The sequence below is a fragment of the Pseudoalteromonas sp. APM04 genome, from assembly GCF_022809815.1.
Classification (GTDB): Bacteria; Pseudomonadota; Gammaproteobacteria; order Enterobacterales; family Alteromonadaceae; genus Pseudoalteromonas; species Pseudoalteromonas marina.
The window spans coordinates 2,598,105-2,616,952 of record NZ_CP094441.1; the positions used below are offsets into that span (position 1 = coordinate 2,598,105).

The following is an 18,848-nucleotide window of genomic DNA, read 5'->3' on the forward strand; positions in this document are numbered from 1 at the left end:
CCTTACGCTTTAGCTTCTACTTGGTCTTTCTTATAAGTACGAAGTACCCAAATGAATAAACCAATGATGAAGAATGCACTCGGTGGTAAGATCAATAGACCCATAGGTTGGTACCAACCACCATTTTGTACTAATGGAATAATATCAACACCGAATAGTGAACCCTTACCGAATAGCTCACGAATGAAACCAACAGTAAGAAGAACTACAGAGTAACCTAAGCCGTTACCAATACCATCAAGGAAAGACATTAATGGTGGTGACTTCATCGCGTATGCTTCAGCACGACCCATTACGATACAGTTAGTAATAATCAGACCAACGAATACAGAAAGCTCTTTTGCCGTAGCATAAGAGAAAGCCTGCAGTACTTGGTCAACAACGATTACTAATGACGCAATAATCGTCATTTGTACGATAATACGCACTGACGATGGGATGTGATTACGAATAGTCGAGATAAAAAGGCTTGAAAATGCGGTTACCAAGGTCAATGCGATTGACATGATTAATGCGTTTTTTAAGCTAGACGTTACAGCCAACGCAGAACAAATACCGAGTACTTGAAGTGCAATTGGGTTGTTAGCGAAAACTGGCCCAAACAGGACCGCCTTCATTTCTTTAGTATCAGCCATTATTTCAATGCTCCATTACGTACTTTAGCAAGGAAAGGGCCAAAGCCGTTTTCGCCAGTCCAAAAATCAACCGCGTGATCAACACCGTTAGATGTTAATGTAGCACCTGAAAGACCATCGATTTTATGCTCATCACCGCCCGCAGTTCCTTTAACGATCTGGATTGGTAATTCTTTACCTTCCCACGTTGCAGTCCACTGTGGGTTTTGAATTTCACCACCTAGACCAGGTGTTTCGTTGTGCTTATAAAAGATGATGTCTTTAATTGTTTCACCATCGCTTTCAAGCGAAATAAAACCGTACATCAAACCCCATAAACCATAACCCTGGATTGGAAGAATAATTGCATCTGTAGAGCCATCGTCTTTTTTAGAGATGTAAACAGGTGCACGCTTAGTGATACGTTGTATACCAGCGATGTCCTTAATTCCATTCTCTTTTAAAGATTTGCTCAGCTCTGCATCATATTTGCTTTTTTCAAAGTCAAAGTCTTCTACAGGGTCTGCAAAATCACCGCTTTGCATATCAATAAAGCGTGTTTCGATTTTAGCTTCAAACGTTTCAGCAACGTTATCAACTTTGCTAATACCCGCGGCTGCTAAAATATTGCTTTGAATATCTTTTGCTTTGTTTGCTTTTTGCAAAGGGCGAAGTTGCACTGACGTTAGCGATACAATTACTGCACACACCAAACATAATGAGACAACAACAGCTAGCGTTTTGCCAATTGATTCGTTATTACTAGACATTACGTGCCAACCTCCGCTTGATATTAGCTTGCACTACAAAGTGATCGAATAATGGTGCAAACAAGTTAGCAAACAAGATTGCCAGCATGATGCCTTCAGGGTATGCAGGGTTAACAACACGGATCATGATAACCATAAAGCCAATAAGCGCACCGTATGCTAATTTACCTTTATCAGTAAATGCAGCAGATACAGGGTCAGTAGCCATAAAGAACATACCAAATGCAAAGCCACCTAGCACCATGTGCCAGTACCAAGGCATAGCAAACATTGCATTAGTTTCTGAGCCAATTGTGTTTAGTATTGATGAAGTAATCACCATACCTAGGAATACACCTAGCACAATACGCCAAGAAGCAATGCGCACGTAAATTAAGAACAAACCACCAATAAGTACAGCAAGCGTTGACGTTTCACCCATAGAACCTTGGATAAAGCCGTAGAACGCATTCCACCACATTTGCATGTTAGCGTAACCTAAGTCACCACCTAACGTACCTGCAAATGCTTGACCTAGCATAGTTGCACCAGAGAACGAGTCTACGGCAGTCCATACTGTGTCACCTGAAATTTGCGCTGGGTATGCGAAGAATAAGAACGCACGACCTGCAAGAGCAGGGTTTAAGAAGTTACGACCAGTACCACCAAATATTTCTTTTGCGATTACAACACCAAAAGTAATACCTAGTGCAACTTGCCATAAAGGAATTGTGGCAGGCAAAATTAGTGCAAATAGCACTGATGTTACGAAGAAACCTTCATTTACTTCATGCTTACGCACAGAAGCAAACAACACTTCCCAAAAACCACCAACAACAAACGTTGTTGCATAAATAGGTAGGAAGAAACACGCTCCGTAGAACATTTTTGCGCCCCAACCTGCATCGGCAGTCAAATCACCACCTAGTAGCTGGAACAAACCTACTTGCCAAATGTTAGCTAGCTCAAAACCATTACCAAGCGCCATAGCTGCTTGATGACCGATGTTGAACATACCAAAAAACATGGCAGGGAACGTCGCCATCCACACTAAAATCATCATACGTTTTAGGTCGATGTTATCGCGAACGTGAGTTGAACCTTTGTTTACATAACCTGGTGTGTAAAAAATAGTCGCGGCTGCTTCATACAGTGCGTACCATTTTTCGTGTTTTCCACCTGGTTCAAAATGCGGCTCGATATCTTCTAAGAAAGTTTTTAAACCCATTTTAGCCTTCCTTCTCGATCGTAGTTAAGCAATCGCGTAGGGCTGCGCCGTACTCGTATTTGCCAGGACAAACGAAGGTGCATAACGCTAAATCTTCTTCATCTAATTCAAGCGCACCTAATGAAATTGCACTGTCTAAATCACGAGACAATAAGTCACGTAGTAATAGCGTTGGCAAAATATCAAGTGGCATAACACGCTCGTAGCTTCCAAGTGGAACCATGGCACGTTTTGAACCACCCGTAGACGTTGTCATTTTGAATAAACGACTCGGAGTAAGGTGAGACAAGAATGTACGCGTTACAGAGAATTTATCACTACCTGGTGCAATCCAGCCAAACAATTCCTTTTCGCGACCTTCAAGTAAAACAGATACTTGAACATGGTAACGACCTAAGAATGCATGAACACCAGACGACGTAGCACCTGCAAGTACAGAACCAGAAATAACACGGTTATCACCGTCTTCTAATTCCCCTGCCACTAAGTCATCTAATGAAGCACCTAATTGTGTTTTCACTAAACGTGGATTTTTAACGCGAGGACCTGCAAGAGAAACAACACGATCTGTGTATATTTCACCAGTAAGGAACAGGTGACCATACGCAATAACGTCTTGGTAACCGATATGCCAAACTTGCTTGCTAGCAGATACAGGGTCAAGGTTGTGAATATGAGTGCCTACAAGGCCAGCCGGATGCACACCACCAAACTCATGTACTTCTACTTGAGCAATAGATGAGCTAGGGATTTGGCTGCCAGCTTGCTTACAAACAAATACTTTTCCATCGGTCAAACGCGATACAACAGCTAAGCCTGCTTCAAACGCTTGCGCATTTTCAGCAATAATCACTGCAGGATCTGCAGCAAGAGGATTAGTGTCTATAGCGGTAACAAATATAGAGCTAGGATTTGCATCCACAGCCGCTACTTTGCTGAATGGGCGAGCACGTAGTGCTGTCCATTGACCTGACTGAATAAGTACTTCTTTAGCTTTTTCACGATCCAAGCTTGTAAGCTCAGATTCAGAGAAAGAGTCAAAGGTGATTTGCTCACTGCCGTTTACTTCAATAACAACAGATTGCAGCACACGTTTAGCACCACGATTTATTTCTTTTACAACACCAGAAGCTGGTGCGGTAAACAGGACGCCTGGGTTCTTTTTGTCTTCAAAAAGTACCTGGCCTTTTTTAACTTGGTCATCCATACGAATATGCATGGTTGGACGCATACCTATAAACTCTTCACCTAGCACGGCTACTCTTTTGACGGGTGAACCGTCGTGAATAACTTGCTGAGGTGCGCCATCTAATGGTAAATCCAGACCTTTTTTTATGTTGATCATACGCACTTGCACTACATTAACGGAAAGAAACTGAAAAATCGTACCAACCACGTCGCCATTTAAGCTACCCCAAGTAATTTCAATGTATAAAAGAAAAACTCGCTTTGGTCATTAAACAGGCAGCGCGGTAAAAACTCTTCACATATTGCCTTAATTTTAACACCATTGTGGGTGACTATGCGAGTGTATTTATGAAAATTATACGACTGAAACGCTTATTTGGTTTTGTTAGCTAGATTTAATAAAATTTAAGTTAGACCAAAGTGGTAGCTTAAGCAAAGAATGAGGTTTTTTAATTGATAAAAGTCGCATGAAGCGACTTTTAAATTAGGGCATGTTGAATTTATAGGATTAAAGCTTACTGAATCTTAAGGCGGTACCTGTTTAGCAATAATACTTATTTATGGGCAATAACCACACAACATCAGTTCTGTATTACCGAAATGCCAAACAGGTTACTTAACATTTTACCAAAAAAGACAAACAAGCCCTGACTATTCACTTAATTGATTAATCAATCATATTTGCAATTGCTTGAACTGGCTCTACATCTTGGTCGTAATCAACTGACTCAATGCCAAAACCAAATAAGCGTAAAAACTCATTGTGATAACCAACGTAATCTGTCAACTCGTCAATCGTGCTGGTATCTACTTTGTCCCATACTGCTTGGATACGTGCTTGAACATCGTCTTCAAGTTCTTTGTAGTTTTGAAATAAGTGTCCGCCATCATCAAAACGCGGCGTTTCACCGTACAGGTTTTCGGTAAATAAGCCATGAATTTGCTCAATGGTGCCTTCGTATGTTCCGTCAGCCTTCATTACCTTGAATAAAGCTGAAATATACAATGGCATAATTGGTATAGCAGAGCTCGCTTGTGTTACAACAGCATTGAGTGATGAAACATACGCTTGACCATTTAACGCTTTAGTTGACTCTTTTATCGCAACCGTTGCACGGTCTAAGTCTTCTTTTGCTTTACCAATAGTCGCGTGCCCGTATATTGGCCACGTTAACTCTTTACCTATGTAGGTGTAAGCTGTGGTTTTAAAGTCATCTGCTAGCACGTCAGCGTCTTGAAGTGCATTAATCCACATTTCCCAATCTTCACCACCCATTACTTTAATGGTGTTGTCGATGTCGTCTTGTGTTGCAGCTTCTACAGTAATTTCGTCAATTTCACGCTTTGACGTATTTAAATTTTTTGTTGTAACTGCGTTGCCGATTGGCTTTAACGTTGATGAGTAAACTTCACCCGTGTTTGGGTCAGTACGACGAGGCGACGCTAAACTGTAAATGACCAGATCAACCTTGCCTAAATCTGCTTTAATCGTATCAATTGCTTTTTGTTTTATTTCGTTTGAGAAGGCATCACCGTTGATATTTTTAGACCATAAACCGGCTTCGTCTGCCGCATTTTGAAAAGCAGCCGTATTATACCAACCTGCTGACCCTGTTTTACGCTCGGTGCCTTCTTTTTCAAAGAAAATACCCAATGTTTTAGCACCGCCACCAAATGCTGCCGTAATACGCGATGCCAAGCCGTAGCCTGTAGATGCACCAATAACTAACACATTTTTTGGCGCATTTTTTAATGCACCTTTTTGTTTTACATAGTTAATTTGTTCTTGCACATGTTCACTACAGCCTACTGGGTGAGCGTTTGTACAAATGAATCCACGAATTTTTGGCTTAATGACCATTGATGATCCTATATCTTTTACTATAAAAATTAGCGCTAGTTTAAAGGCTAATACTTAAAACACTGATCTGATCAGTTAAATACGGTTGTAAATAACTGTCAAACCTCAATTAATCAATCTAATTTAGATCCACCTAAACAGTTTGGCGATGCTGGCGCTTCGCTGTCATGTTCAGTGTATTCGTCAGGAGTGTAAGTATGAATAGCCAATGCATGTATATGGTTTGCAAGCTCTTCTTTTAAAATCTCATTAATTTGACGATGGCGCTGCAAAAGGCGTTTACCTAAAAACTCTTCGCTTACCACAATAACCTTAAAGTGCGAGTCAGTGCCTTTGCTGTGCATATGACTTTCGTTAATAACATTTAAATGCTTACACGCAATAGCATTGCTGATTTTTTCTTGGATTTGTTGCTGCATTGACATATAAAAACCATTATTTATAGCTAATTTATGAACTTATCATAGCAAGCAGCCCCGCCCGTTGGCTAACTAAATTACGCAACTAGTCTTGTTTTATATACCTAAAGGTTAAACTTATTCGCGGGTGCACTAAGCTGGTTTGCTTTAAAATAGCATGTTGAAAGTCTCGCTGGCTATTGCCACTCATGACCAAACAACTACCACTGTGTAATTTTAAATCCGTTATTTTATTACTGGTTTTGTCTTTTAGCTTTAATACCCGCTCTGCTCCAAGCGATATACACACTATAGTGGGCTGCTGGCCTAACTCAATTTCATCATCACTGTGCCACCCCATGGTGTCGTTGCCATCGCGATAATAGTTGACTAATAAAGAATTAAATGGCTGGTTTAAATGTGCCTCTAACCTTTTTCGCATTGCCATTAATGTACTAGGCCAGGGTTCAGTTATTAACTTACTGTTTGAATAGCCGTATTCAATTTTATGGTCGCCAATAAAGCATTGCAGGCGTGGGATTGGTCCAGTTTTAGAGTAAACCGTGACTTCTGGCTGCTGCCACTTAAGGTTTTTTTGCAGATAATAAAATAAATCGAGGCTTTTTTGTGCGCTAAGCGCCTTTGTTTGATAAGAAAAGCCATTAGGCAACTGTTGGGGGTTGGCGTTTTGCCGTTGCATGTTAGAATTTACCTACATTAGTTTACTGATACAAAAACCACTATGACGACGCAAGCCCAGCTAGGCGATAAAACTTTTACTCTTGAACGCTTCCCTTTGGATCAAAAAAACCGCAGTTTACAAGCGTGGGATTCGGGCGATGAGTACCTTATCAATTATGTTAACGAACATCATCCTGATTGTCGCTCATTGCTTATTTTAAATGACAGCTTTGGTGCTCTTGCCTGTAGTTTTAATCAATTAACGGTTTGTTCAGTTAATGACTCGTATATTAGCCACCAAGCTGCAGCATATAATTTACAAGAGAATAAGCTGTCTACTGTGCAATTTACGCAATTGGACAGCCTCTCGGCACTTCCAGAAGACGTAGATTTAGTGTTAATCAAAATACCACGTAATGTTGGCTTTTTGCAGTTTCAATTAAGTGAGTTAAGCGAAGTTCTTGCACCAGGCACACCTGTTATTGCAGCTGGTAAAACGAAAGATATTCACAACTCAACAATTAAGGCGTTTGAACAGTTTATTGGTGAAACTAAAACAAGCTTAGCGGTGAAAAAGTCACGCCTTATTTTAAGTAGCGCAAAAGGCGGCTATAAAGCTGCTGATTACCCTGTTTCATGGCAACTTGAAGGCACCGAGTTTAATATTACAAACCATGCAAATGTGTTTTCGCGTGATTCGTTAGATATTGGTGCGCGCTTCTTTTTTAACTACTTGCCGCAAACACCAAAAGCTAAACAAATTATTGATTTAGGCTGTGGTAATGGCGTAGTTGGTGTTATGACCTTAGCGCGCTGCCCTAAAGCCTCTGTAACGTTTGTTGATGAATCGTACATGGCGGTCGAGTCTGCACGACTTAACGTAGAGCAAAACATGGCAGAACGATTTGATGATTGCGAATTTATAGAAAACGATTGCTTAACCGGCTTTGAAAAAAACAGTGTAGATATGGTGCTATGTAATCCACCATTTCACCAAGCACAAGCGGTTACTGATCACATTGCTTGGCAAATGTTTAAACAAGCTAAAGACACGTTAAAAGAAGGTGGTGAGCTGCGTATTATTGGTAATCGTCATTTAGATTATCATGACAAGTTAAACCGTATGTTTGGTAACTGTAAGCTATTAGGTTCAAACAAAAAATTTGTGGTTTTAAGTTCAACTAAAAATAGTGGGGTGTTATAACAATGACAATAATAAACCGTATATTTGGCTGTGCTGCATTTTGTATTTTAGCAGGCTGTGCAAACCAACCAAGCCAAGTCATACTTAACCCGGTTTACCAAAGTGGCCAAGTGAGCACTATAAATAGTAGCCTGAGCACGAGTGTTATTGATGTACGTGGCGATACTTCTACCCTAACTCTAGTTGAGTCAGACAAAACCAAAACATTTGCAAGCCAAGGTATTACTGAGTCGATTAAAAGTGCACTAGACAGTGCACTTAGTCGTAATGGCGCGAGCATTTCAAATTTAGCCACCACTCGATTTGAGCTAGATATAAATGCCTTACAAGCAGTGGTTACTGAAACCTTAGTAAGCCATAAAAGTGAAGCAAAAATTGAACTGAGTGTTCGCGTAATCCGTGCTACAAGTAATTTTACAAAAAAGTATAGCGGTAATGCAGCGCTAGAAGGCCCGCTTGGCCATGACAGAGCTAAAATAGAAGGTCAACTCAATAAGTTGACTGAACAAATGATAACCCGCATTGTGTCAGATCCTGAATTAATACAGTTTTTAGAAGGTTAACCATGAAACGACTTTTTATACTTTGTTTAGCTCTTTGTTTTAGCGCAGCAAGTTTAGCAGCCCAAGAGGGCAGATTTGTACAAAAAGACAATATGTTTCCACGTGTTGAAATAGTGACATCACTAGGCAGTATTATTGTTGAGCTAGACCGTTCTCGGGCCCCTATTACAGTTAATAACTTTTTGACTTATGTATCAGATAAAAGTTATCAGGGTAGTATTTTTCATCGTGTTGAGCGCGACGAAGAAAACGAACGCGATTTTGTTATACAAGGTGGTGGGTATGATAAAGACATGGAAGGCTTACATCAAAACGATCCTATTTTTAATGAAAGCGGAAATGGTCTAAAAAATGATATGTACAGTATTGCCATGGCATACCAAGACAGACAGCCGCATTCAGGTACTCGCCAGTTTTTCTTTAATATGGATAACAATGACCATTTAAATCCTGGAAGAGACTGGGGATTTGCGGTGTTTGGTACTGTAATGGATGGATACGAAACCCTTGATAAAATTATGGCTGTTAAAACAATTTACAACGAAAAAATTGGTTATGACTTTGTGCCAGAAACACCAGTGGTCATTTTAAATATTAAAATGATTGAGCCAACACCATTATAATTAATGAGGTGCGGTATAGCTGCACCCACTCGCCAATGAAGGCCCTATGAGCAACACTCTCTCTTTCAGCGAATACTTTTCGTATTTTAAAGATAAACGTTTAATTAATGTGTTTATTTTTGGTATTAGCAGTGGTTTTCCCTGGGTATTAATTGGCTCTGTAATGTCGGCATGGCTAAAGGATGAAGGCCTGAGCCGAAGCATGATAGGCTTATTTGGTATTGTATTTGGTGCCTACAGCATCAACTTTTTGTGGTCGCCCTTAATCGATCGTACAAAACTGCCTATTTTATATAAGTGGCTAGGCCAACGCCGTAGCTGGATATTGTTTTGCCAAAGCTTTATGTTTTTAGGCACATTACTTCTTGCTGGCCTTGACCTCAAAGCTAACTTGGCGATTGCTGCAGCACTGTGTTTATTAATTGCAATTGCATCTGCCACACAAGACATTGCGATAGACGCATTTAGAATAGATACCCTAAGTGAAAGTGAATCACACAAAGCAACTGCTGCCGCAGCCATGGCCACCTCAGGATGGTGGACAGGCTACGCGTTATTGGGTGCGATTCCATTTTATATGGCAGATATTCCTTCACTCGGTTGGCCACAAGTTTACTACTTTTTAGCCGCTGTAATATTGGTATTAATGGGAGGAGTGCTATTTGCTAAAGAGCCCGCCTCTAATAGAGAAGCCGTTCACGAAGAACTAGAACGTGTTTACATTAAAAAGCTTGCTACTATTAATCAAACACCTCTCAATAAAGTCGTTGCCTGGTTGGTTGTTACAGTAATTGACCCTTTTAGAACATTTTTTGCAAAGAACGGGGTTAAAACTGCACTCGCATTACTTGCTTTTATTTTCTTATTTAAAATTGGCGAAGCGTTTTTAGGACGAATGTCGATTGTTTTTTATAAAGAAATAGGTTTTAGCAATAGCGATATAGCTACTTTTTCAAAAGTTGGCACCGCAGTGCTCACCATTGCCTTTACCTTCGTAGGCAGCTTATTTAATCAAAAATATGGCATTGTGAAAGGGTTATTTGTTAGTGGTGTAGCCATGGCTGCATCTAATTTAGCTTTTTCTGCTATTGCATTAGTGGGCCCTAACTTAGGTTTATATGCTTTTGCTATAGTAATTGATGGCTTTACACAAGCGTGGTCTCTCGTTGCTATGGTCGCATTTATATCTATGCTATGTGACAGAGCGTTTAGTGCAACACATTATGCGTTGTTGGCGTCGCTGGGGAATTTAGGAAGAACATTACTTTCGAGTTACAGTGGGGTTGTAATTGATGATTGGCTAATGGGAAATTGGTCGTTATTTTTTGTATTAACCGCTTTAATGGTGCTCCCCTCTTTACTATTTTTGTATGCAATAAGACACAAATTGTATGAGCTTGAGAAAAACTACCATAGTAGCTATTAAGCTTAATGCATCCATGCATTAATATTTTGCTTAGCACATTTAATATGCCCCTGAATGAACTAAGCAACACACTATTAATCTACTTTAAGCAGGCTTAGTGCTTCATGTGGGTCAACTTCTAGCGCTGTACAATAACGAACAAACTCAACTACATCTAAACGGCGTTCTTGATTTTCAATTTTGCCGATAAACGAGTGAGGCGTTCCAAGCACCTGTGCAAGGCTTCTCATTGTATGGCCTTTTTCATGGCGTTTGCTTTTAAGCCATGTTGTTAACTTAGCGTTCTCTTCTGAAGAAACAGTTTTCCCCATCATTTTACATCTCCTACTAGACGATTAGACAACACCACAAAATCAGCAGTCGTTACCATAGCTGTAGGCAAGTAAGCAGTAACTTATGTTTTAAATAGCAATCTATCGCTTCTCAAAGCACTGGTTGCTACTCACTCCCACCCACATAGCTAAAAACGACGCTTAAAATGTGGTAAAAGGTTTTTGTTATTAGAATGAAATTTTGCCCGTCTCATTCTTGGATGCATTATATACTATTAACACTTTGGTTAAATAGTTAATTGCTCGCCTTGGCCAAAATCAACCCCAGTGAACATTTACAAACACTGAATATTTCAGCTAAGTTATCAAAAACATTAAAAATAATATTTTTATTATAAAAATATAAATAGCCATTTTTATAACAAATTTATTTCATGTTAATGTTATTCGTTTAATATTGGGCAATAATCAACACAAAAAGGGTTACATTATGTTCAGGCTTCTTTTTTTATTACCGATTATTTTATGTGCAGGGTGGTACTTATTCTTGCGCCATAATGGTGTGCCAATTAAGCAAGGTAAAAAAGGGTTTATGTATATTTTAGTACTATCTGCATTTGTACTGGGCTTTTTTGTTTTGATGATGCAGATCACAGAGTATGCCCCCTCTAATTTATAGGCATAAAAAAAGCCGCTAATGCGGCTTGTTTTATTAATGTTTGTTTACACACTAAAACTTGCACCACAACCACATGTGGTTGTTGCGTTCGGGTTAGATACAAAAAAGCGCGCTCCCTCTAAGCCTTCAGTGTAGTCAACTACACCATCCACTAAATATTGAATACTCATAGGGTCAACCACTAGCGTTACGCCATTTTTTACAATTTCTAAATCGCCAGGATTTGCTTTTTCATCAAAAGTAAAACCGTACTGAAAGCCAGAACATCCACCACCCGTTACGTAAACACGCAGTTTTAGTTCCGGGTTTTCTTCTTCATCGATTAATTGTTTAACACGAACAGCTGCTGCATCGCTAAACTGAATTGGTAATTCTTCTGACATTTTTAAACCCTCAATATCGTAATGGCGTGATTATCTAATACCCGAGTGTTTTAATCAAGTATAGTCAATTAACGCTTTGCTCTAAGTTATACCCATAAATACATTAAAAATGACTGTATATCGCTTATATTGACTGAAAAAAACAGCACTTTAATATGCAACTAGTGACATGTTAAACAAATAATTATTTTAACTAAAAAAACTTCGTTTTATTATTTGCCATAAATAGCTAATTTAAGTTAATAATTTTATAAAATCACAAGGACTTAGTGGTTGGCTTTTGCTAAAATACAGCTGAAAAATGCACTGAGGAAAAAATGCATGTGGCTGGAGCAGCTCAGGCGTCGACTCGCACAACCTAAAACATCTGTACAATTATGCCTTTTAGGCGTAGTTGCTGGGTTAATTGCTGCATTTTTTATTATTTTATTCCGCTTAACAATTCTCTTTTTTCAAAGTTTATTTTTAGAAACCCCAGACGACTTTACAACCTTGCCAACTCTTGAACGTGTTTTAATGCCTTTAATTGCAGCATTTTTAATTGCGTCATTTGCCGCTTTTACTGGTTTCAAACATTATCGGTTAGGTATCCCATTCGTTATTCATCGTATTAAGCGTCATTACGGGCAAATGCCTTTATACAATACACTCAACCAATTTGTTGGGGGGGCTTTGGCATTAATCAGTGGTTTTTCGGTTGGGCGAGAAGGCCCATCGGTACATATGGGAGCAACGGGCGCCAGTATTTTAGCCGATAAACTCCACTTACCACACAATGCCATGCGTACATTAAGCGGCTGTGGTGTTGCTGCGGGTATTGCTGCATCCTTTAACACGCCTCTTGCCGCCGTTATTTTTGTTATGGAAGTCGTGTTAAGAGAATACAAAGTTCATATTTTTGTCCCTATTATGCTTGCTGCAGTAACAGGTGCACTTGCTACTCAGTTCGTATTTGGGGGAGGATCAGAACTTGCACTCATAACAATTGCTCCTTTGAGTGGTTGGCACTATCCATATTTAATTTTATGCGGTATGGCACTGGGCGCTATTGCATACAGCTTTAATCAAAACTTAATGTTAATTATTAAAACATTTAAACCTTTAAGTATGTTTCCTCGTTTACTCATTGCAGGTTGTATCGCAAGTTTAATTGCTTATGCCGTTCCCCAAGCAATGGGATCTGGCATGAGCGCGATAGCTATTGCGGTGGAGTCGCCAGATAATGTGCAATTACTCACCACTATTTTAATTGCTAAATTACTAGCAACTTTATTTGCTATAGGTTTGGGTATACCGGGAGGGTTAATTGGTCCTGTTATTGGGTTAGGTGTTTTAGTTGGGACTATGATGGCGTTTTTTGCTCAGTTTATTAGCCCTGGTACTGATATTGCCGGAACTTATGGTGTATTGGGCATGGCGGGGTTAATGGCCGCCACATTACATGCACCACTTGCAGCGTTAACAACAGTAATGGAGCTTACATCGTCGCCAGAGATAATTGTTCCAGCCATGCTTGTGATAACAACAGCTTATGTAACCGCATTACAAGTGTTTGGTAATCGCTCTATATTTTTGCAGCAACTTGATTTTCAGGGGCTTCCCTATCATGTTTCCCCTGCCACAGAGGCGCTACAAAAGGTGGGAATTATGGATGATATGGATGAAAACTTTAAATTGCTGTTTTCAAATGACAAAGAGCAAATAAAAAATACACTCGATGCCATGGACAGCCAAACGCCATTGATTGTATTTGACGAAGAAAACGGGTATCGACTTGCAGAATACGATTTAAGCTTAATGTCTGATCAAGCAATCAACCTGAACTATGTAAACTTACAAGGTATTAGCAGTCAAGCAACGTTAGCTGATGCCTTTGATATACTAAAAGATAAGCGCAGTGGCGCTTTATATGTATACAACCTGTTAGATAATCAACAAATAATGGGACTGTTACGTTGGGATCAAATTCATCATATTTTAACCATTCGTAACAGCTTACTATAAATAATAAGGGTTATTATGAGCGCATTACTGATTTATAAAACGCTGCATATATTTTTTATGATTGCATGGTTTGCAGGCATTTTTTACTTACCACGGTTATTTGTTTACCACGCAATGAGCCAAGAGCGTGCATGTAACTCTATGCTAAAAGTAATGGAACGCAGGCTCCTTTATTTTGTAACGCCATTTGCTATTTTAACGGCTGTTTTTGGTGTACTAACGATTGTGGAATATGGCCGTGAATGGTTTAAATACAGTATGTGGCTGCACTATAAACTAGTGCTAGTTATAATTTTATATTTATACCACGCGTACTGCTTTAAATTACTAGCCGACTTTAAACACGACAGAAATACTAAAACAGATCGTTTTTACCGAATTTTTAATGAATTACCTGTTATTGCATTACTTATTATAGTTGCACTGGCAGTGATTAAGCCGAGCCTTTGAGCTATTTGGTATAAAAAATACCGTATTAATTACACACGACTTAAAATCTAATATGCGCGATTGCGTGCCCCATATTATGGATTATCGCGCCCTTTTGAAAAACTAGGAATAACCCCATGTTAAGTTTCCAAGGTGAACATATTCTGTCTGTTAATCAGTTAGACAGAGACTGCATTGAACGTATTTTTGCAGTAGCAAAAAAGATGGAGCCTTATGCTAAAAAGCAAAAGCAAACAACGGTGCTTGAGGGCGCCATTTTAGCTAATTTGTTTTTTGAACCCAGCACACGTACGCGCGTTAGTTTTGGAACCGCGTTTAACCTGCTTGGTGGAGGCGTGCGTGAAACAACAGGCATGCAAAGTTCAGCTCTTGCTAAAGGTGAATCTTTATACGATACAGCGCGTGTTATTTCAGCTTATGCAGATGCGGTTGCTATGCGCCACCCAGACGCAGGCTCGGTGAGTGAATTTGCCGAAGGCTGTACCGTACCTGTAATTAATGGCGGTGACGGCCCAAATGAACACCCCACTCAAGCACTGCTAGATTTACTTACTATAGAACGTGAGTTACACCGCTTTGATCAAAACATTGATGGTATGCACATCGCTTTGGTTGGCGATTTAAAATACGGTCGTACTGTTCATTCGTTATCAAAACTATTGTGCCATTACAAAAACGTTAAATTTTCAATGGTGGCACCCGATGGCTTGCAAATGCCAACCAGTATTTTAGATGCAGTAGAAAATGCTGGCCATAAAATAGAACTAGTGAACAAAATGGAAGGTAACTTAGCGGCCGATATCGTGTATCAAACACGTATTCAAGAAGAACGCTTTCCATCTCAAGAAGAAGCAAATAAATACCGTGGCGGATTTAGAATTAGCCAGTCAATTTATAATGCACACTGTAAGCCTAATTCAGTGCTAATGCATCCGCTTCCTCGTGATAGTCGTACTGAAGCTAATGAGCTTGATAACGACTTAAACAGCAACGACAATTTAGCTATATTTCGCCAAGTACAAAACGGCGTATTAATTCGTATGGCACTGTTTGCTTTAACACTCGGCGTAGAAAACAAAGTTGAGCAATATGAAGTAGACGTGCCTTGGTTTAGCCGCAAACGCGACAGCTAACCCTTTTTTAAGTGACAATTTATAGGATTTTTCATGACAATTAGCCAAGACTTATTTGAACGCGCTCAAACCTCTATTCCTGGTGGCGTAAACTCACCAGTGCGCGCTTTTAATGGCGTAGGTGGCACACCATTATTTATCACAAAAGCAGAAGGTGCATTCACCTTTGATGCTGACGGTAATCGTTATATCGATTACGTAGGTTCGTGGGGCCCAATGATCATGGGCCACAATCACCCTGCTATAAAACAAGCGGTTCATGAAGCAGTTGAAAACGGCCTTAGCTATGGCGCGCCAACTGAAGCTGAAATTTTAATGGCTGAGAAGGTAAAAGCGCTTGTACCGTCAATAGAAAAAGTACGCATGGTTAGCTCAGGTACCGAAGCAACCATGAGCGCAATTCGCCTAGCACGTGGTTTTACTAATCGTGACAAAATTCTTAAATTTGAAGGCTGTTACCACGGCCATGCCGACTCACTTTTAGTTAAAGCGGGCTCAGGTGCTTTAACTATGGGCGTGCCTAATTCACCAGGTATTCCTGAAGACTTTGCTAAACACACATTAACAGTATCGTTTAATAACATTGAAGAAGTGAAAGCTATTTTTGAAAAATACGCTGACGAAATTGCCTGTATTATCGTTGAGCCGGTAGCGGGTAACATGAACTGTATTCCACCTGTTAAAGGCTTTTTAGAAGGCCTGCGCGCAGTATGTGATGAATACAAATCGGTGCTTATTTTTGACGAAGTAATGACCGGTTTTCGTGTAGCTCTTGGTGGTGCACAAGCGTATTACAACATAAAACCTGACCTAACATGTTTAGGTAAAGTAATAGGCGGCGGCATGCCGGTAGGCGCATTTGGCGGCAAAACTGAAATTATGGATTACATTGCTCCTGTTGGCCCAGTATATCAAGCCGGAACACTGTCTGGTAATCCAATAGCTATGGCTGCAGGTTTAAAATCATTAGAGCTATTAAGTGAGCCTGGATTACACGACAAACTAGAAGCTATTTCAAAAGCAATATGTGAAGGCTTTGAAGAAGGCGCTAAAAAAGCAGGTATCGCACTTACAACAAACTACGCGGGCGGCATGTATGGCTTTTTCTTTACCGATGCTGAAAAGGTAACCACTTACAAACAAGCGACTGAGTGTGACCTAGAGCGTTTTAAACGCTTTTTCCATCTTATGCTTGAAGAAGGCGTATACCTTGCGCCATCAGCATTTGAAGCTGGCTTTGTATGTGCTGCGCACACGGAACAGGAAGTACAAGAAACTATAGCTGCAGCAGAGCGTTGTTTCGCAAAGCTTTAATCGCAAGTATTGCCTAAACGGGGTTTATATACCTACTTTTAAAACAGGCAATCAATACTAAAGATTGAAAAAGCCCTTTAAGGGCTTTTTTATTTGTAAATTGATATAATTGAATGATAATTAAGCGTAACAAGGTCTACTTATCTTCACCCTACTTTATTAAATACAAGAGAGTCTTATGTCTGGATTACGGCAGTTAGCTGCGCCTGCAATGCGCTTAATGGCGAATCTAAAATACAAAACTAAAATAAGCATCACGTTTGGCATTCTCTTGATCCCACTTGCACTAAGCATGTTTTTTTTGGTGTCGTTATTGAGTAAAAGTATTGATGTGTCGAAAATGGAACAGCAAGGTTTAAAAGGCTATCGGGCAATACTTACCAATCAAATACAAGGGACAACCGATAAAAATATAAATGTGGCACGCTCGCTGGGCTTTAAAATTAAAGACAGCGAAGTAGACGATGTACTTGAGCTTGTTTCTATTCAATCTAATTTAGCGCTAGATAGCGAACTTGCCAGCGCCTATTTAAATCGTGCATTGGTAACCCGTGTCCCTGCTTTTATCACTCAAATAAACCTAACTGCCGCGAGCGCAAATACAGTACTGAACAATAACCAATTTACTCCAGATACCTTTATTGCACTTTCAAACCTAACTAAATCGTTACCCCAATTTGAGCAGCAACTTTTAAAAACACTAGCTATTGCAACGTCAGCGGATAAATCGGTAAATAAAGCGCTCTCTCCCACTTTAAATGAACTACAAAAATCAGTCTCAGCATTCAAGAACGCGATAGATAAAAAACTACTGGAACCCGACGACATAGAGTTAACTCAGCGTGAATTTTCAGCACTCACTGACAATGTTCAAAAAAATATTAGCGCTTTAATCAACATCAGTATTCCAACTCTAGAATCGTTAATTAGTAATAAAATACAAACCCAGCAGTGGACCAGAAACACTGTTCTGATCGCCTCTATAATAAGTTTACTGTTTGCTCTTTATTTAATGGTTGGGTTTTATTTTGCAGTCGTTGACACCATAAGTCGCTTCACTAAAGCAGCCACTAAAGCAGCTAACGGTGACTTAAAGGCAACCCTTAACTCAATCGGGAGTGACGAAATGAGCGTTATTGCTGAGCAATACAACGCCCTACTCAATGCCTTTTCACATCTACTTTCAGATGTTAAAGCCAGTACCAAAGAGTTATGCGATGCCACTCAGTCTCTTTCGCATGCCAGTAGTCAAACCAGTGACGACGTAATAAAACAGCAAACGCGGGTAAATGCAATTAGCCATGCATTAAGTGACATGGCGCAAACTGCACATACAATTGAAGAATCAGCCCATCAGGCAACACTTACTGCACAAAATGCCGCTGAGCATGTAAAACAGGGGTCGAGCAATACCATGGAGCTTGCTCAATACATGCAAGATTTAAAAATGGAGTTTACCGAAAGTCAGCAAGCACTTGACCGACTAGCTCAAGATAGCCAAGAAATTAGTAAAGTAAGTAAAGGGATCAGTGAAATTGCCGACCAAACAAACCTATTAGCACTCAATGCTGCAATAGAAGCAGCTAGAGCGGGTGAACACGGACGTGGTTTTGCGGTGGTCGCAGACGAAGTAAGAACACTTGCATTACGCACACAAACACAAACACAAACACAAACACAAGAAATTCACCAAATTATTAGCTCACTGCAAAAGGCATCTGACGATACACAAATTAAAATGCGTTCAAGCGTTGAAAAAATGGAGTTATCTGTCGAAGCCGCAAACCAAACAAATACAGTACTGCAAAGCGCAGAAAGTAGTATGGGGGATATAAAGCATCAAGGCGAGGTCATTGCTGAACGAGTTAAACAGCAAGCCAACGCGACGACTCAGGCACTTAATGACTCGCAAGAAGTTAATAACTTAGCTGATCATACATTAGTGTCAGCGCAATCAACGCTGCAAGACGCCGAGCAGCTTTCACGCTTATCGAATGATTTAACAACGTCAATGCGCTTTTTTAAGTCTTAACTTTTAATATCTATAGCTTTAATATCTATAAATAACAAAGCCGCTA

General features: G+C 39.9%; 19 protein-coding genes. 10 read left to right on the top strand and 9 right to left on the bottom strand.

All coding sequences use genetic code 11. The features are described 5' to 3' along the window. Positions 1-2 precede the first annotated feature (2 nt). The 7 genes from MTP24_RS11980 to MTP24_RS12010 all read right to left on the bottom strand — a co-directional run bounded on the left by MTP24_RS11980 (position 3) and on the right by MTP24_RS12010 (position 6,738). Positions 3-635 (bottom strand): NADH:ubiquinone reductase (Na(+)-transporting) subunit D, encoded by a 633-nt coding sequence (locus MTP24_RS11980; protein WP_006791491.1) that lies wholly within the window; start codon positions 633-635, stop codon positions 3-5. Then, positions 635-1,384: a Na(+)-translocating NADH-quinone reductase subunit C gene (locus tag MTP24_RS11985; RefSeq protein WP_010556997.1), complete on the bottom strand. Its 750-nt coding sequence runs from the start codon at positions 1,382-1,384 to the stop codon at positions 635-637. Before MTP24_RS11985 ends, MTP24_RS11980 begins: the two co-directional genes overlap by 1 nt. Continuing rightward, on the bottom strand, positions 1,377-2,591 hold the full coding sequence (locus MTP24_RS11990) for an NADH:ubiquinone reductase (Na(+)-transporting) subunit B (RefSeq protein WP_006791493.1): 1,215 nt from the start codon (positions 2,589-2,591) through the stop codon (positions 1,377-1,379). Before MTP24_RS11990 ends, MTP24_RS11985 begins: the two co-directional genes overlap by 8 nt. Before the next feature lies 1 nt (position 2,592). After that, positions 2,593-3,936, bottom strand: coding sequence for a Na(+)-translocating NADH-quinone reductase subunit A (locus MTP24_RS11995; protein ID WP_006791494.1), 1,344 nt, complete (start codon positions 3,934-3,936; stop codon positions 2,593-2,595). Between the two features lie 510 nt (positions 3,937-4,446). After that, a complete protein-coding gene (fabV, locus tag MTP24_RS12000; protein ID WP_243531398.1) occupies positions 4,447-5,640 on the bottom strand; it encodes an enoyl-ACP reductase FabV in 1,194 nt (397 codons plus the stop codon). Positions 5,641-5,753: 113 nt separating this feature from the next. Next, positions 5,754-6,065 carry a BolA/IbaG family iron-sulfur metabolism protein gene (locus MTP24_RS12005; RefSeq protein WP_006791496.1) on the bottom strand — a complete coding sequence of 104 codons (312 nt, stop codon included), beginning with the start codon at positions 6,063-6,065 and terminating at the stop codon, positions 5,754-5,756. A 79-nt stretch (positions 6,066-6,144) separates the two neighbouring features. Next, positions 6,145-6,738, bottom strand: coding sequence for an alpha-ketoglutarate-dependent dioxygenase AlkB (locus MTP24_RS12010; protein ID WP_243531400.1), 594 nt, complete (start codon positions 6,736-6,738; stop codon positions 6,145-6,147). A 42-nt stretch (positions 6,739-6,780) separates the two neighbouring features. Here MTP24_RS12010 and MTP24_RS12015 point away from each other — a divergent pair, with 42 nt between their 5' ends. From MTP24_RS12015 to MTP24_RS12030, 4 genes are read left to right on the top strand one after another with little or no spacing between them, the layout of a single operon-like run. Further along, positions 6,781-7,923 carry a methyltransferase gene (locus tag MTP24_RS12015; RefSeq protein ID WP_008129536.1) on the top strand — a complete coding sequence of 381 codons (1,143 nt, stop codon included), beginning with the start codon at positions 6,781-6,783 and terminating at the stop codon, positions 7,921-7,923. 2 nt (positions 7,924-7,925) lie between these two features. After that, on the top strand, positions 7,926-8,486 hold the full coding sequence (locus MTP24_RS12020; RefSeq protein WP_138740212.1) for a YajG family lipoprotein: 561 nt from the start codon (positions 7,926-7,928) through the stop codon (positions 8,484-8,486). Positions 8,487-8,488: 2 nt separating this feature from the next. Then, positions 8,489-9,109 carry a peptidylprolyl isomerase gene (locus MTP24_RS12025; RefSeq protein ID WP_006791500.1) on the top strand — a complete coding sequence of 207 codons (621 nt, stop codon included), beginning with the start codon at positions 8,489-8,491 and terminating at the stop codon, positions 9,107-9,109. 46 nt (positions 9,110-9,155) lie between these two features. Next, the gene (locus MTP24_RS12030) at positions 9,156-10,535 is read left to right on the top strand and encodes an MFS transporter (RefSeq protein WP_243531402.1); all 1,380 of its coding nucleotides are present in this window, start codon (positions 9,156-9,158) and stop codon (positions 10,533-10,535) included. Between the two features lie 74 nt (positions 10,536-10,609). On the opposite strand, the gene MTP24_RS12035 is transcribed toward MTP24_RS12030, so the two are convergent. Next, on the bottom strand, positions 10,610-10,849 hold the full coding sequence (locus MTP24_RS12035; protein ID WP_006791502.1) for a helix-turn-helix transcriptional regulator: 240 nt from the start codon (positions 10,847-10,849) through the stop codon (positions 10,610-10,612). Positions 10,850-11,297: 448 nt separating this feature from the next. Between MTP24_RS12035 and MTP24_RS12040 the strand changes: the two genes are divergently transcribed. Continuing rightward, a complete protein-coding gene (locus MTP24_RS12040) occupies positions 11,298-11,486 on the top strand; it encodes a hypothetical protein (protein WP_006791503.1) in 189 nt (62 codons plus the stop codon). 44 nt (positions 11,487-11,530) lie between these two features. On the opposite strand, the gene erpA is transcribed toward MTP24_RS12040, so the two are convergent. Further along, positions 11,531-11,869: an iron-sulfur cluster insertion protein ErpA gene (gene erpA / locus MTP24_RS12045; protein WP_006791504.1), complete on the bottom strand. Its 339-nt coding sequence runs from the start codon at positions 11,867-11,869 to the stop codon at positions 11,531-11,533. Between the two features lie 321 nt (positions 11,870-12,190). Here erpA and MTP24_RS12050 point away from each other — a divergent pair, with 321 nt between their 5' ends. The 5 genes from MTP24_RS12050 to MTP24_RS12070 all read left to right on the top strand — a co-directional run bounded on the left by MTP24_RS12050 (position 12,191) and on the right by MTP24_RS12070 (position 18,802). Next, positions 12,191-13,873, top strand: a complete 1,683-nt coding sequence (locus MTP24_RS12050) for a chloride channel protein (protein ID WP_006791505.1) — start codon at positions 12,191-12,193, stop codon at positions 13,871-13,873. A 15-nt stretch (positions 13,874-13,888) separates the two neighbouring features. Beyond that, entirely contained in the window at positions 13,889-14,323 is a 435-nt protein-coding gene (locus MTP24_RS12055) for a CopD family protein (RefSeq protein WP_006791506.1), read from the top strand. Positions 14,324-14,439: 116 nt separating this feature from the next. Then, positions 14,440-15,456 carry an aspartate carbamoyltransferase gene (locus tag MTP24_RS12060; protein WP_006791507.1) on the top strand — a complete coding sequence of 339 codons (1,017 nt, stop codon included), beginning with the start codon at positions 14,440-14,442 and terminating at the stop codon, positions 15,454-15,456. 33 nt (positions 15,457-15,489) lie between these two features. After that, on the top strand, positions 15,490-16,770 hold the full coding sequence (hemL, locus tag MTP24_RS12065) for a glutamate-1-semialdehyde 2,1-aminomutase (protein ID WP_243531404.1): 1,281 nt from the start codon (positions 15,490-15,492) through the stop codon (positions 16,768-16,770). A gap of 178 nt (positions 16,771-16,948) precedes the next feature. Further along, on the top strand, positions 16,949-18,802 hold the full coding sequence (locus MTP24_RS12070; protein WP_243531406.1) for a methyl-accepting chemotaxis protein: 1,854 nt from the start codon (positions 16,949-16,951) through the stop codon (positions 18,800-18,802). The last annotated feature ends 46 nt before the right edge of the window (positions 18,803-18,848 follow it).